Origin of the sequence: Pseudomonas sp. PDM32, assembly GCF_019219225.1 — a bacterium.
GTDB classification, from domain to species: Bacteria; Pseudomonadota; Gammaproteobacteria; order Pseudomonadales; family Pseudomonadaceae; genus Aquipseudomonas; species Aquipseudomonas laurylsulfatiphila.
The window spans coordinates 59,047-72,128 of record NZ_JAHUWE010000018.1; the positions used below are offsets into that span (position 1 = coordinate 59,047).

General features: G+C 61.7%; 17 protein-coding genes. 10 read left to right on the forward strand and 7 right to left on the reverse strand.

Annotated elements, in window-relative coordinates; translation table 11 throughout:
- Positions 1-217 precede the first annotated feature (217 nt).
- The 4 genes from KW846_RS27770 to KW846_RS27785 all read right to left on the reverse strand — a co-directional run bounded on the left by KW846_RS27770 (position 218) and on the right by KW846_RS27785 (position 3,425).
- Positions 218-736: a DUF3299 domain-containing protein gene (locus KW846_RS27770; RefSeq protein ID WP_218486209.1), complete on the reverse strand. Its 519-nt coding sequence runs from the start codon at positions 734-736 to the stop codon at positions 218-220.
- A gap of 11 nt (positions 737-747) precedes the next feature.
- Positions 748-2,013: an ABC transporter permease gene (locus tag KW846_RS27775; protein ID WP_218486210.1), complete on the reverse strand. Its 1,266-nt coding sequence runs from the start codon at positions 2,011-2,013 to the stop codon at positions 748-750.
- A gap of 1 nt (position 2,014) precedes the next feature.
- Positions 2,015-2,725, reverse strand: a complete 711-nt coding sequence (locus KW846_RS27780) for an ABC transporter ATP-binding protein (protein WP_007970153.1) — start codon at positions 2,723-2,725, stop codon at positions 2,015-2,017.
- Positions 2,726-2,846: 121 nt separating this feature from the next.
- Entirely contained in the window at positions 2,847-3,425 is a 579-nt protein-coding gene (locus tag KW846_RS27785) for a DUF2796 domain-containing protein (protein ID WP_218486211.1), read from the reverse strand.
- A 135-nt stretch (positions 3,426-3,560) separates the two neighbouring features.
- On the opposite strand from KW846_RS27785, the gene KW846_RS27790 reads away from it, so the two are divergent.
- The gene (locus KW846_RS27790) at positions 3,561-3,902 is read left to right on the forward strand and encodes a hypothetical protein (RefSeq protein WP_218486212.1); all 342 of its coding nucleotides are present in this window, start codon (positions 3,561-3,563) and stop codon (positions 3,900-3,902) included.
- Positions 3,903-3,991: 89 nt separating this feature from the next.
- Here the strand turns inward: KW846_RS27790 and trxA are convergent, their stop codons facing one another.
- The 3 genes from trxA to KW846_RS27805 form a co-directional block, all read right to left on the reverse strand.
- Positions 3,992-4,864, reverse strand: a complete 873-nt coding sequence (trxA, locus tag KW846_RS27795) for a thioredoxin (protein ID WP_218486213.1) — start codon at positions 4,862-4,864, stop codon at positions 3,992-3,994.
- Between the two features lie 174 nt (positions 4,865-5,038).
- Entirely contained in the window at positions 5,039-5,692 is a 654-nt protein-coding gene (locus KW846_RS27800) for a methyltransferase (protein WP_218486214.1), read from the reverse strand.
- The gene (locus KW846_RS27805; RefSeq protein ID WP_218486215.1) at positions 5,689-6,153 is read right to left on the reverse strand and encodes a YbaY family lipoprotein; all 465 of its coding nucleotides are present in this window, start codon (positions 6,151-6,153) and stop codon (positions 5,689-5,691) included. Before KW846_RS27805 ends, KW846_RS27800 begins: the two co-directional genes overlap by 4 nt.
- 127 nt (positions 6,154-6,280) lie before the next feature.
- Here KW846_RS27805 and nrdR point away from each other — a divergent pair, with 127 nt between their 5' ends.
- The 9 genes from nrdR (at position 6,281) to KW846_RS27850 (ending at position 13,031) form a co-directional block, all read left to right on the forward strand.
- On the forward strand, positions 6,281-6,745 hold the full coding sequence (nrdR, locus tag KW846_RS27810) for a transcriptional regulator NrdR (RefSeq protein WP_003228656.1): 465 nt from the start codon (positions 6,281-6,283) through the stop codon (positions 6,743-6,745).
- Positions 6,742-7,875 carry a bifunctional diaminohydroxyphosphoribosylaminopyrimidine deaminase/5-amino-6-(5-phosphoribosylamino)uracil reductase RibD gene (gene ribD, locus KW846_RS27815; protein WP_218486216.1) on the forward strand — a complete coding sequence of 378 codons (1,134 nt, stop codon included), beginning with the start codon at positions 6,742-6,744 and terminating at the stop codon, positions 7,873-7,875. The genes nrdR and ribD overlap by 4 nt, the downstream gene beginning before the upstream one ends.
- Positions 7,876-7,922: 47 nt before the next feature.
- A complete protein-coding gene (locus KW846_RS27820) occupies positions 7,923-8,588 on the forward strand; it encodes a riboflavin synthase (RefSeq protein WP_218486217.1) in 666 nt (221 codons plus the stop codon).
- Between the two features lie 16 nt (positions 8,589-8,604).
- Positions 8,605-9,696, forward strand: a complete 1,092-nt coding sequence (ribBA, locus tag KW846_RS27825; RefSeq protein ID WP_007970163.1) for a bifunctional 3,4-dihydroxy-2-butanone-4-phosphate synthase/GTP cyclohydrolase II — start codon at positions 8,605-8,607, stop codon at positions 9,694-9,696.
- Positions 9,697-9,787: 91 nt separating this feature from the next.
- On the forward strand, positions 9,788-10,264 hold the full coding sequence (gene ribE / locus KW846_RS27830; RefSeq protein ID WP_003228649.1) for a 6,7-dimethyl-8-ribityllumazine synthase: 477 nt from the start codon (positions 9,788-9,790) through the stop codon (positions 10,262-10,264).
- A complete protein-coding gene (gene nusB / locus KW846_RS27835) occupies positions 10,261-10,761 on the forward strand; it encodes a transcription antitermination factor NusB (RefSeq protein ID WP_007970164.1) in 501 nt (166 codons plus the stop codon). Before ribE ends, nusB begins: the two co-directional genes overlap by 4 nt.
- A 28-nt stretch (positions 10,762-10,789) precedes the next feature.
- The gene (gene thiL, locus KW846_RS27840) at positions 10,790-11,755 is read left to right on the forward strand and encodes a thiamine-phosphate kinase (protein ID WP_218486218.1); all 966 of its coding nucleotides are present in this window, start codon (positions 10,790-10,792) and stop codon (positions 11,753-11,755) included.
- Complete coding sequence (locus KW846_RS27845; RefSeq protein ID WP_007970166.1) at positions 11,752-12,255, forward strand: phosphatidylglycerophosphatase A; 504 nt, start codon at positions 11,752-11,754, stop codon at positions 12,253-12,255. The genes thiL and KW846_RS27845 overlap by 4 nt, the downstream gene beginning before the upstream one ends.
- Positions 12,256-12,290: 35 nt before the next feature.
- Positions 12,291-13,031 (forward strand): ABC transporter substrate-binding protein, encoded by a 741-nt coding sequence (locus KW846_RS27850; protein ID WP_218486219.1) that lies wholly within the window; start codon positions 12,291-12,293, stop codon positions 13,029-13,031.
- The last annotated feature ends 51 nt before the right edge of the window (positions 13,032-13,082 follow it).

Consider the following 13,082-nt stretch of genomic DNA (forward strand, 5'->3'; position numbering starts at 1 on the left):
CTCCAGAGGACGTTAAAAATATTCGATGTCCAATGGTAAGGCGCCTAACGATTCGGTCTTTTGATGCAGCTCAATGAAAGTGGGAAGGGCGTGATTTTTGTGGTGTTTTTGATGCCGCCTTCGCGAGCAAGCCCGCTCCCACAGGGGGAACGCATTCCAGTGTGGGAGCGGGCTTGCTCGCGAAAGCGGCATTTCTAATCACACAAAACGACCGGCTTCACTCCGGCAATTCATACAGATAAATCTTGTCCGCCTCCATCTGATACCCGGCATCCGCCAGTTCGCTGGTGGACGCCTTGACCTGCAATGCGCCCTCGATCCAGTACGGCTGATACAACTCGTCGAGCTTCACGCCGACTTCGCTCTTGACGTGCACGATCTGGTTCGACGGCGGTGGCGGTACGTGGATGCAGGCGCCGAAATAGGGCACCAGCAGAAACTCCGTGGTGCGTCCTTCCTCGCTCACTTCCAGCGGCACGATGTAGCCCGGCAGACGAATGCTCTGGCCATCGAGGGTCTTGACCACCGGTGCGTTGGGCAAGTCTTGCTTGGCCGCCGGCGCTGACTCGGCCGACAGCGCATTGCTCATCTGCGACAGGTCATGCAGGGGCGTCATGTTCGGCACTTCTTTCGGCGCGTCCGGTGGAATCATCTCCGACCAGGTCAAATCTCGCGGCTGGGCTGCCCACAGGGGCAGGGCGACCAGCATCAACAGCGCAAGTACTGCGCGGGGCATGTTCAACGTCCTCATAAACGGATCGACAGGCCATCGGCCAGGGATTGGCGATAGGCGCGCCAGGCCGGCACACTGCCCATCAGCAACGCGGCGATCAGGATGCCACCGAGCAACGTCCATTCATACTCGCTTGGCCACGATAGCGGCAGATACAGACCGTAGTTGGCCTGCACATAACCCTGGGCCGCGGCGATGCACACATACAGCAACGCCACGCCGGCGATCACGCCCGACAGCGCCAGGGCAAAGGCTTCGAGCACCAGCAGCGTCGCGATGTGCCACGGTCGCGCACCCACCGAACGCAGGATCGCCATTTCCCGGCGGCGTTCGTTGAGGCTGGTGAGAATCGCCGTGAGCATGCCGATCAACCCGGTCAGCACCACAAACAGCGAGACCACGAACAAGGCTTTTTCCGCGGTGCCCATCAGGCTCCACAGCTCCTGCAGCGCCACGCCCGGCAGGATCGCCAGCATTGGCTCACCACGAAATTCATTGATTTCCCGTTGCAGGGCAAAGGTCGAAATCTTGTTGTTCAGGCCCAGCATGAACGCGGTGATCGCTTGCGGCGTGAGGTCCATGTTGCGCGCCTGATCGGCGGTGATACGACCCTCGCCCCGGGCCGGCACGCCGTTATGCCAGTCGATGTGAATCGCTTCCATACCGCCAAGGCTGATGTGCAGCGTGCGGTCCACCGGCGTGCCGGTGCGTTTGAGAATGCCGACCACGGTGAACGGCTTGTCGTCGTGCTTGACCAGGCTGATCGCCGCCACGCCGTGGGCCAGCACCAGCTTGTCCCCGAGTTTGTAGTGCAGTGCCTCGGCCACTTCGGCACCGAGCACCACTTCGAACGGGTCGGTCGCAAACGCCCGGCCATCGGCCAGCTCCAGGTGTTGCTGGCGACCGTACTGGTAATGCTCGAAGTAGGCTTCGGTGGTGCCCATCACCCGATAGCCGCGATGGGAATCGCCGAGGGACATCGGGATCGCCCATTTCACTTTCGGGTTGCTGGCGAAGTGCTCGAAGCTGTCCCAGCGGATGTTGTTGGTGGCGTTGCCGATGCGGAACACCGAGTACAGCAACAGGTTCACCGAGCCGGAGCGGGCGCCGACGATCAGGTCGGTACCGCTGATGGTGCTGGCGAAACTGGCCTTGGCTTCGGTGCGCACGCGCTCCACGGCCAGCAGCAGGCACACCGACAAGGCAATGGCGAACGCCGTGAGGATCGCGGTGAAGCGGCGGTTAGCCAGGCTGGCCATGGCTAGACGAAACAGATACATCTCAGACCTCGGACGGGGTGGCGGCGCGATTGAGTTCGGCCAGCGACAGGTTGTGATCGAACAGCGGCGCCAGGCTCTGGTCGTGGCTGACGAACAACAGGCTCGAGCCAGCTTCGCGGCACTCGGCGAACAACAGGCGAATGAAATTCTCACGGGCATCGTAATCGAGGGCCGAGGTCGGCTCGTCGGCGATCACCAGTTCCGGTTGACCGATCAGTGCACGGGCGGCGGCGACCCGTTGCTGCTGGCCGATGGACAACGAATCGGCGCGGCGACCGAGGATGTTTGCATCCTTCAGACCCAAGTGAGCGAGCAGCGTCGCGGCCGCTTTGTCGACGCTGCCGTGACGCTGTTTCGCCCGTTCGGCACGCAGCTTCGAGAAGTGGCAGGGCAGTTCGACGTTTTCACGCACCGACAGAAACGGCAGCAGGTTGAACTGCTGGAAGATGTAGCCGGTGTGATCGACGCGGAAGTGGTCGCGGGCACCGGCCGACAGTTGCGTCAGCTCCTGGCCGAGCAGGCGAATGCTGCCGCGATCGGGCTTTTGCACGCCGCCGAGCAGACCGAGCAGGGTGGTCTTGCCACTGCCGCTGGGGCCTTTGAGGAACAGGGTTTCACCGCGCTCCAGGCGAAACGCCGGGATGTCCAGCAGTGGCGGGTGACCGGGCCAGCTGAAGCCCAGGTCGGACAGTTCGATGAGTGCTTGGGTCATTTAGCCGACTTCATGAATGTTGATGACCTGTGTAGGAGCTGCCGCAGGCTGCGATCTTTTGATCTTCGAAGGTCAAAAGATCGCAGCCTGCGGCAGCTCCTACAGGAAATCTATTGTGAGTTCAGAATTTGAGGGCGGCAGCCTTGGCCGTCACGTCAACGCCTTGCTGCCCGTTCGGGCCGATCAGTTGTACCTGAATCGTCCGAGTGGCCGGGAACGAGTTGAACATGTTCGCCAGGTCCAGGGTCTTCAATGCGTCCGGTGTGGCGCAGGTGAACTGATAATGAGCGTGGATTTCGCTGTGGTCGTGATGATGCTCGCCCTTGGCGTCTTCATCATGGTCATCGTCGGCATCGGGTGTGTCACCGAACAACGGGCTTTCCAGTTCCTGGTTCTCCACTACGCAACCGGCGGCTTTCGGCAAGTTGAACAGGGCCAGCGGTTGTTCAAGCAGAGCGCGGGCCGCGGCGACTTTGGCTTTGTCGGCATCGCTGGTGGCGACGTGTTCGAAACCCACCAGGTTCATGGCCGGGCTTTGCAGTTCCAGCGCCAGGGTCTTGCCGTCCAGCGCCGCATTCAGGCGTCCAACGCCATGTTCGTGGGCTCCCAGGCTGCCATGCTCATGATCGTGTTCGTCGGCGGCATGGGCGACAGCCAGCGGCAGCATGGCAAACGGCAGAGCGAGAAGCAGACGACGCATGGCGAGTCTCCGAAAAGTAAAATGAAGAAAATGTTATGTAATCTTATAACATTGGTGCGGAGAGTTTGACTGCCTGCTTGGCGTTGCACAAGTCCCATGGGAGCATGCAGGGAAGAAAAGTGCGGGAGCAGACTTATGTTGCGAATTCGCGGAAGCATCGGCGACTGGCCGGTGGATTTGACCCTAGAGATGGACGATGCGGACTGGGCGCGATTAGGGGCGCAGTTGCAGGTAGAAAAATCCCCGGTGAGCACCCCGGTGGCGAAGCCGCTGAATCAGGATGATGCGCTGTGGCAGATCGCCCGGGATTTTCTGCGTCAGGCCGGACAGTTGAGTGGACCGGACTTGCTCGATCAATTGGAGGGCCTGACCGGCAGTGCGGCGGCGGGCAAGCGCCTGTTGGTGCGTTTGCGCCATTGTGCGGATGTGAAGGTGGTGAGCGGCGGGGATACGCCGCTCTACAGCTGGATCGAGTAGACCGTAAAAAGATCGCAGCCTGCGGCAGCTCCTACAGGGTGAATACAAGTCCTCTGTAGGAGCTGCCGCAGGCTGCGATCTTTTGATTTTTAATAAAGCGCAGCAAACAGTTTACGACGGTACGTGCTCACCAGCGGATGATCATTACCCAGCAACTCGAACACCTGCAGCAAGGTCTTGTGCGGCAAGCCTTCGCTGTAGCTGCGGTTGCGGATGAACAACTTCAGCAAAGCATCCAGTGCGGCGTCGTACTGCTGACGGGCCAGTTGCTGGATCGCCAGTTGATAAACCGCTTCATCGTCCAGCGGGTCTTTCGCCAGCCGTGCCTTCAGGTCGGCGGCGTCCGGCAAGTCCTTGGCCAAACCGAGAAACTTGATCTGCGCCTTGGCGCCGGCCAGCGCGGCCTTGTGCTCGTCGCTCTTGACCGCATCCAGCACGGCTTGCGCCTCGCCCAGTTCACCGCGCTCGGTCAGGCAGCGGGCGTACAGGATCAGCGCTTTGGCGTTGGTATTGTCTTCACCCAGGATCTCTTTGAGCAGCGCTTCGGCATCAGCAAAGCGGCTGTCGTCGAACAGCGCCTGGGCCTGCTCGAACGGATCGGCGGCGGCTGGTGGCGGCATCTGCACATGAGGTTCGAGCAGGGCGCGCACGGCGGATTCCGGCTGGGCACCGGCAAAACCGTCGACAGGCTGGCCGTCCTTGAACAGCACCACGGTCGGCAGGCTGCGGATGCCGAAGCGGGCGACGATGTCTTGCTCGAGGTCGCAGTTGACCTTGGCCAGCAGCAACTCACCCTGATAGCTCTCGGCAATGCTCTGCAACATCGGCATCAGCACTTTGCAGGGCGCGCACCATTCGGCCCAGAAATCCACCAGCACCGGCTTGTGGAAAGAGTTCTCGATCACCGACTGGTCGAAATCGGCAGTCGTGGCGTCGAAGATGTACGGCGTTTCCTGACTCATGGGCAATCTCGTAGAAGCGTGAATGGGGCAACTATACGGCTTGGTGGGGGGGCGCCGAAAGCGGGGTAGTCATGAGAGGTATGTTGCCTGACCGGACGCCTTCGCGAGCAAGCCCGCTCCCACAGGGAAGAACGCATTCCAATGTGGGAGCGGGCTTGCTCGCGAAGCTCTTGGCTAACGCTGCGCGTGGTACAGGCTCACATGCCGAAACTCGTGGGGCTCGGCCAGATCCGGCAGGGTCATGGCTTCGAGCATCTCGATGCGCCGGTACAACGGATGGCAAAAATCCCGTACCCGGGAATCCGCCACCAGCGCCTCTCGGCCGCGACTGAGGAACTGGTCGAGCAGCGGCAGGTTCGCCCGGTCGTACAGCACATCCGCCACCAGGATCAGATCGAAGCGATCAGCCTCGGCGAAAAAATCCGTCGAGTAGTTGAGTTGCACGTCATTGAGCTCGGCATTCGCCCGACACGCGGCAATCGCCAGCGGGTCGAGGTCGCAGGCCAGTACTTCCAGTGCGCCGGCCCTGGCGGCGGCAATCCCCGCCACCCCGGAGCCAGCGCCGAAATCCAGCACCCGCTTGCCTTCGACCCAGTGCGGGTTTGCGGCCAGATAGCGGGCCACGGCCAAGCCGCTGGCCCAGCAGAAACTCCAGTACGGTGGCTCATGCAGGATGCGCCGGGTCTCTTCGGGGCTGAAGGCGCGGTCCATGTTGTCGCCGTCGATCAGCCACAGCTTCAAATCGGTTTCCGGCAACGGGCAGGCCACCAGTTGTGCATCGCCGAGCAATTCAGCCAGGGCCCGTTGCAGGTCGAGCGGTGCACTCATGGGGCTTTGACGAATTGCAATTGGCCCAGGGCCTGGGTGGTCGGCTGGGTAATCAGTTGCGACGGCAAGTGCAGGATCAACTGGCCGGACTGGCTGGCGCGGCCTCGCAGTTCCACGCGGGCGCCGGTCGGGAAGGACTCCGGATTGAAGCGTAAGTGAAACGGCAGCACCTGGTTATTGCCGATCAGGCTGGAGCTGGCGATCAATTGTTGCGGGCGGTCTTTTTCGTCGATCACCAGCAATGCCAGTTCGACTTCGGCGCCTGCCGGCACGCCCTGCAGGGTGCCGCTCAGCTCACGCTGATAGGCAGGCAGGGGGCCGAGGTCGGCGGCCTCCCTGGCTTTCTTCTGCGCTTGCTGCGGCGCCGGGCCAGGTGTTGGCAGCTGGGGCTTGGGTGCATCGCTGCCGCAAGCCACCAGCAGGCTGAAAACACTGAGCAAAATGAGCGGACGTAACGACATTGGTGGCTCCATAAACCTGAATTCCATGGATCAAGTGATCATCCCGTCTGTATACCGCAAACCCTATGGCTTGTCTTGCCACCGGGATGCGCTACCATGGCCCTCCCTTTTTTTGTTGCCTGCCACCATGCACTGTCCCTTCTGCGGTGCCAACGACACCAAGGTCATCGACTCGCGTCTGGTCGCCGAGGGCGAACAGGTGCGCCGCCGGCGTGAATGCCTGGCCTGCGGCGAGCGTTTCACGACGTTCGAGACGGCTGAACTGGTGTTGCCGCGCCTGATCAAAACCGACGGCAGCCGCCAGCCGTTCGACGAAGAAAAACTCCGCGCCGGCATGCAGCGTGCGCTGGAGAAGCGCCCGGTGAGTGTCGAGCGCCTCGAATCGTCGCTGGTGCACATCAAACACAAACTGCGTGCCACCGGCGAGCGCGAGGTCAAATCCCTCGTGGTTGGCGAACTGGTGATGGCCGAGCTGCAGAAGCTCGACGAAGTCGCCTACATCCGCTTTGCCTCGGTGTATCGCCGCTTCCAGGACCTCAACGAGTTCCGCGAAGAGATCGATCGCCTGGCCCGTGAACCGGTGAAAGAATGACCACGCCCGCAGAACTTGCCATCCTCGATGCCCATTTCATGGCCCGTGCCCTGGAACTGGCGCGCAAGGGGCATTACACAACGCACCCCAACCCGCGTGTAGGTTGCGTGATCGTGCAGGATGGGCAGATTGTCGGCGAAGGCTGGCACGAGCGCGCCGGCGAGCCTCACGCCGAGGTCCACGCCTTGCGCGCGGCCGGAGAGCAGGCGCGCGGCGCAACCGCTTATGTGACGCTTGAGCCTTGCAGCCACCACGGCCGCACGCCGCCCTGTGCCGATGCGCTGGTGAATGCCGGCGTGGCTCGCGTGGTCGCGGCGATGCAGGACCCGAACCCGGAAGTCGCCGGTCGTGGTTTGCAACGCCTGGCTCAGGCCGGTATCGCCACCGAAAGTGGTGTGCTGGAGGGCGAAGCGCGAAAGCTCAACCAAGGCTTCCTCAAGCGCATGGAGCACGGCTTGCCGTTCGTGCGGGTCAAGCTGGCCATGAGCCTTGACGGTCGCACGGCGATGGAAAGCGGCGAAAGTCAGTGGATTACCGGTCCGGCTGCACGCTCGGCGGTGCAACGCCTGCGCGCCCAGGCCAGCGTGGTGCTCACCGGCGCCGACACGCTGCTGGCGGATAACGCACGCTTGACCGTGCGTGCCGATGAGCTCGGACTGGACGCCGAGCAAACAGCACTGGCCATGAGCCGGCCGCCGCTGCGTGTGCTGGTCGATGGCCGCCTGCGCGTTCCGCTGGATGCGCCGTTCTTCAAGGCCGGCCCGGCGCTGGTCGCCACCTGTGTGGCGGTGGAAGAGCAGTACGCCAATGGCCCGGAATGCCTGATCGTGCCCGGCTACGATGGCCAGGTCGACTTGCGTCAGTTGCTGGTCGAACTCGCCAACCGTGGCGTCAACGAGGTGCTGGTCGAGGCCGGTCCACGGCTGGCGGGTGCTTTCGCTCAGCTTGGGCTGGTGGACGAATTCCAGATTTTCATCGCCGGCAAGTTCCTGGGTTCTTCGGCGCGGCCGCTGCTGGACTGGCCGCTCGCACAAATGAAGGATGCGCCGGCACTCAAAATCACCGAAATTCGTGCAGTTGGCGATGACTGGCGAGTCATCGCCATCCCTGTGCCAGCAGCGAGCGTATAATTTCCGGCCATCGCTATAGCGCTGGCTTTGTTCTCGAGGAGAACCTCATGTTTACCGGCATCATCGAATCCATCGGCAGTATTCGTGCATTGACCCCAAAGGGCGGTGATGTGCGGGTACACGTCGAAACCGGCAAGCTCGACCTGAGCGATGTCAAACTGGGCGACAGCATCGCGGTCAACGGCGTGTGCCTGACGGCCGTTGAATTACCAGGCAATGGTTTTGCGGCGGACGTCAGTCGCGAAACCCTCGATTGCACCGCCATGAACGACCTGAAAAGCGGTAGCCCGGTCAACCTGGAAAAAGCCCTGACCCCGACCACTCGCCTTGGCGGGCACCTGGTCAGCGGTCACGTCGATGGCGTGGGTGAAGTGGTTACCCGTACCGAAAACGCGCGCGCTGTGGAATTCCGCATTCGCGCGCCCAAGGACCTGGCCAAGTACATCGCCCATAAAGGCTCGATCACCGTCGACGGCACCAGCCTGACCGTGAACGCGGTCGATGGCGCCGAGTTCCTGCTGACCATCATTCCGCACACCCTGAGCGAAACCATCATGGCGTCGTATCAGCCTGGTCGCCGGGTGAACCTGGAAGTGGACTTGCTGGCCCGTTACCTGGAGCGTCTGCTTTTGGGCGACAAGGCCGCAGAGCCGACTGCCGGCAGCACCATTACCGAAAGCTTTCTGGCCGCCAACGGCTACCTCAAATCCTGACTCAAGGGGGTGCCTTGTGGCGCTCAATAGCATCGAAGAACTGGTTGAAGACATCCGCCAAGGCAAGATGGTCATCCTCATGGATGACGAAGACCGCGAGAACGAAGGCGACCTGATCATGGCCGCCGAGTGCTGCAAGCCCGAGCACATCAACTTCATGGCCAAGCACGCCCGTGGCCTGATCTGCATGCCGATGAGCCGCGAGCGCTGCGAACTGCTCAAGCTGCCGTTGATGGCACCGCGCAACGGTTCCGGTTTCGGCACCAAGTTCACCGTCTCCATCGAAGCCGCCACCGGCGTGACCACCGGCATCTCCGCCGCCGACCGCGCACGTACTGTGCAAGCGGCTGCCGCCCGTGATGCCAAGGCTGAAGACATCGTCAGCCCGGGCCACATCTTTCCGCTGATGGCCCAGGCCGGCGGTACCCTGGCCCGTGCCGGCCACACCGAAGCGGCCTGCGACCTGGCACGCATGGCCGGTTTCGAACCGAGCGGCGTGATCTGCGAAGTGATGAACGACGACGGCACCATGTCCCGTCGCGCCGAGCTGGAAGCTTTTGCTGCCGAACACGACATCAAGATCGGCACCATCGCCGACCTGATTCACTACAGGATGATCCACGAACGTACCGTTCAGCGGATTGCCGAGCAGCCGCTGGACAGCGAACTGGGCCAATTCAACCTGGTGACCTATCGTGATTCGGTGGAAGGCGACGTGCACATGGCACTGACCCTGGGCAACGTGTGTGCCGAAGAGCCGACCCTGGTTCGCGTGCACAACATGGACCCGCTGCGTGACCTGCTGATGGTCAAGCAACCGGGCCGCTGGAGCCTGCGCGCCGCCATGTCAGCGGTTGCCGAGGCCGGTAGCGGCGTGGTGCTGTTGCTCGGTCACCCGCTCGATGGTGACGTGTTGCTGGCGCATATCCGCGAAACCGCCGATCACGCGGCGGTGAAAAAACCGACCACCTACAGCACTGTCGGTGCCGGTTCGCAGATCCTGCGCGACCTGGGCGTACGCAAAATGCGCCTGATGTCGGCACCAATGAAATTTAATGCGATATCCGGTTTCGATCTGGAAGTTGTAGAATACGTGCCCTCCGAATAATGACCGGTTGTTCCCGGCCTTGAATTCGCGGTTCAAATATCACTGAGGGACGCGTACGAGACGCGTCCCGGCTCTTTAAGAGATCTAACGAATGACCCTGAAGACCATCGAAGGTACCTTCATCGCCCCTAAAGGCCGCTACGCTCTGGTAGTGGGCCGTTTCAACAGCTTCGTCGTTGAAAGCCTGGTCAGCGGTGCCGTTGATGCCCTGGTTCGCCACGGCGTGAGCGAAAGCGACATCACCATCATCCGCGCGCCTGGCGCCTTCGAAATTCCGCTGGTTGCACAGAAAGTCGCTCAAAAGGGCGAGTTCGCGGCAATCATCGCCCTGGGCGCAGTCATTCGTGGCGGCACTCCGCATTTCGAATACGTGGCTGGCGAATGCACCAAGGGCCTGGCCCAGGTGTCCATGGAGTTCGGCGTACCGGTTGCATTCGGCGTGCTGACCGTTGACTCCATCGAGCAAGCCATCGAGCGTTCCGGCACCAAGGCCGGCAACAAAGGTGCTGAAGCTGCCCTGTCCGCTCTGGAAATGGTCAGCCTGCTGGCGCAGTTGGAGGCCAAGTGATTAGCGACGATAGCGATCGTTTCAACCCGCGCGATCCAAAGCCTGCGGATGCCGGCAAGCCATCGAAAAGCGCCAAGCGCCGCGAAGCCCGTCAGCTCGCGACTCAGGCGCTGTACCAATGGCACATGGCCAAGCAGTCGCTGAACGAGATCGAAGCGCAGTTCCGGGTCGATAACGATTTCAGCGATGTCGACGGCGCGTACTTCCGCGAAATCCTGCACGGGGTTCCGCAGTTCAAGACCGAAATCGACACCGCACTCAAGCCTTGCCTCGATCTGACCATCGAAGAGCTGGACCCGGTTGAACTGGCGGTTCTGCGCCTGTCCACCTGGGAACTGCTCAAGCGCGTCGACGTGCCGTACCGCGTTGTGATCAACGAAGGTATCGAACTGGCCAAGGTCTTCGGTTCCACCGACGGCCACAAGTTCGTCAACGGTGTGCTCGACAAGCTGGCCCCGCGTCTGCGTGAAGCTGAAGTGAAGGCGTTCAAGCGCTGATCGGCGCTTGGAATGTCGACACGAAGCCATGGGCGAGTTTGAGCTGATCCGCAATTTCTTCGCCGCCGCGCCTTGTGCGCAGGGCGGCGAAGGCGTTGCCCTCGGGATCGGCGATGACTGCGCCTTGCTGGCTGTTCCTCCCGGGGAGCAGTTGGCGATATCTACCGATACGCTGGTGGCCGGCGTGCATTTCGCCGATCCCTGCGATCCCTTTCTGCTCGGTCAGCGCTCGCTGGCCGTGGCCGTCAGCGACCTGGCCGCCATGGGCGCCACTCCAATCGCCTTTACCCTTGCCCTGACCTTGCCGACGGTGACCGCCGATTGGCTGCAAGCCTATGCCCGTGGTTTGAACCAGATGGCGCAAGGCTGCGGCGTGGCACTGGTCGGCGGCGATACCACCCGTGGGCCGCTCAGCCTGACCATGACCGTGTTCGGTCGCGTGCCGAGTGGCCAGGCTCTGACCCGCAGCGGTGCGCAACCGGGCGATCTGCTGTGTGTCGGCGGCGACCTGGGCAATGCCGCCGGTGCCTTGCCATTGGTGCTCGGCCAGCGCACGGCCGACGTGAGCATTGCCGAGCCATTGCTGGCCCACTACTGGTCGCCGCAACCGCAGCTTGGCCTGGGGCAGGCGCTGCGGGGCAAAGCCACTTCGGCGATGGACATCTCCGACGGTTTGCTCGCTGATTGCGGGCATATCGCGCTGGCCTCGAAGGTCGGTATCGAAGTCGAGCGGGAGCGTTTACCGCTGTCGCAGAGCCTGGTCGACTTTCTCGGCCGATCGGACGCCCAAGTGGCGGCTCTGAGCGGCGGCGACGATTACGTGCTGGCGTTTACCCTACCGTCCGTCGAGTTGCCGCTATTGCTGGCCGACGGCTGGCCGATCCATGTGATTGGGCAGGTGGTGATGGGGCAGGGCGTGACGTTGCTGGACGCCGATGGCCAAGACATCACCCCGCAAACCCGGGGTTATCAACATTTTCGGGAGTCACCGTGACAGATCATCCCAAACAGGTCCCGGCGGAATTCGTACCGCCGTCGGTCTGGCGTAATCCATGGCATTTCCTGGCGTTTGGTTTCGGCTCGGGCACCTTGCCAAAGGCGCCCGGCACTTGGGGATCGTTAGTTGCGCTGCCCTTTATTCCGTTGTGGCAGATGTTGCCCGACTGGGGTTACTGGCTGATGCTTGGCATCACCATGCTGTTCGGCTTCTGGCTGTGCGGCAAAGTGGCCGATGATTTGCGGGTTCACGACCATGAAGGCATCGTCTGGGACGAAATGGTCGGGATGTGGATCACCCTGTGGCTGGTGCCGGAAGGTTGGCAGTGGTTGCTGGCAGGCTTCTTGATGTTCCGCTTCTTCGACATCCTCAAGCCATGGCCGATTCGCTGGATCGACCGGCACGTGCATGGCGGCGTTGGTATCATGCTCGATGATGTGCTGGCCGGGGTGTTCGCCTGGTTGGCGATGCAGGGATTGGTGTGGTTTTTCGCCTGATCAAGGGTGACCAGGCGTTAATCGGGGGAGCAGGGATGGTTCTACGTGGATTGATGGTGTTGGTGCTCGCGATATTTTGCTCTTTCGCCCAAGCAGGAGGAGGGGGTGCTACGTCGCCGTCGGTGATTCATCTGGCCAGCGAAGACTGGGAGGACTATACCGCCGCTGACGGTCATGGCCTGGGCTGGGACGTGCTGCGACAAGTGTTCGAGCCGGCAGGTGTCAAGGTGGACATCCGCACCGAGCCCTACTTGCGTTCGCTGGGTCTGGCCGAGCGGGGTGAAGTCGATGCCTGCGTCGGTTCCTATCGTGATGAGTCCGAGGCTGTTCTCTATCCCCATTGGAGCTTCGACACCGATCACATCTACGCCCTGGGCCTGGCAAGCAGTCCGGTGCCAACCCCGGAAACCCTGGGCAATTATCGACTGGCTTGGGTCCGTGGTTACGATTATCAGGATTACCTGCCCAACGTGCAGCACTTTGCTGAAGTGCAGCGGCGCGATGGAATCGTGTCGATGCTGACCCACAACCGTGCCGACTATTACATCGACGGGCAGACCGAAGTCGATTACGTACGCAATCGTGCCAAAGACCCCTCCCAGTTGCGCAGTACCCATATCGCCGAGTTGCCGCTGTACCTGTGCTTTGCCAAGACCGCAAAGGCGCGTAGCCTGATGGCGCTGTTCGATCAGCGCATGGAGCAGTTGGTCAAAAGCGGTGAGCTGAAACCTATCTTCGAGCGCTGGAAACAGCCATACCCATTCGAAGACAATTGAACGGGGCCAATGTAGGAGCTGCCGAAGGCTGCGATCTTTTGATTTTGAAGA

Bases quoted from the DNA above. Each gene is read 5' to 3' on its own strand.
- nrdR (WP_003228656.1), top strand. From the start codon at position 6,281: ATGCACTGTCCCTTCTGCGGTGCCAACGACACCAAGGTCATCGACTCG.
- KW846_RS27800 (WP_218486214.1), bottom strand. From the start codon at position 5,692: ATGAGTGCACCGCTCGACCTGCAACGGGCCCTGGCTGAATTGCTCGGC.
- KW846_RS27785 (WP_218486211.1), bottom strand. From the start codon at position 3,425: ATGCGTCGTCTGCTTCTCGCTCTGCCGTTTGCCATGCTGCCGCTGGCT.
- KW846_RS27790 (WP_218486212.1), top strand. From the start codon at position 3,561: ATGTTGCGAATTCGCGGAAGCATCGGCGACTGGCCGGTGGATTTGACC.
- KW846_RS27820 (WP_218486217.1), top strand. From the start codon at position 7,923: ATGTTTACCGGCATCATCGAATCCATCGGCAGTATTCGTGCATTGACC.
- KW846_RS27805 (WP_218486215.1), bottom strand. From the start codon at position 6,153: ATGTCGTTACGTCCGCTCATTTTGCTCAGTGTTTTCAGCCTGCTGGTG.
- ribE (WP_003228649.1), top strand. From the start codon at position 9,788: ATGACCCTGAAGACCATCGAAGGTACCTTCATCGCCCCTAAAGGCCGC.
- KW846_RS27775 (WP_218486210.1), bottom strand. From the start codon at position 2,013: ATGTATCTGTTTCGTCTAGCCATGGCCAGCCTGGCTAACCGCCGCTTC.
- KW846_RS27850 (WP_218486219.1), top strand. From the start codon at position 12,291: ATGGTTCTACGTGGATTGATGGTGTTGGTGCTCGCGATATTTTGCTCT.
- ribD (WP_218486216.1), top strand. From the start codon at position 6,742: ATGACCACGCCCGCAGAACTTGCCATCCTCGATGCCCATTTCATGGCC.
- trxA (WP_218486213.1), bottom strand. From the start codon at position 4,864: ATGAGTCAGGAAACGCCGTACATCTTCGACGCCACGACTGCCGATTTC.
- KW846_RS27780 (WP_007970153.1), bottom strand. From the start codon at position 2,725: ATGACCCAAGCACTCATCGAACTGTCCGACCTGGGCTTCAGCTGGCCC.
- thiL (WP_218486218.1), top strand. From the start codon at position 10,790: ATGGGCGAGTTTGAGCTGATCCGCAATTTCTTCGCCGCCGCGCCTTGT.
- KW846_RS27770 (WP_218486209.1), bottom strand. From the start codon at position 736: ATGCCCCGCGCAGTACTTGCGCTGTTGATGCTGGTCGCCCTGCCCCTG.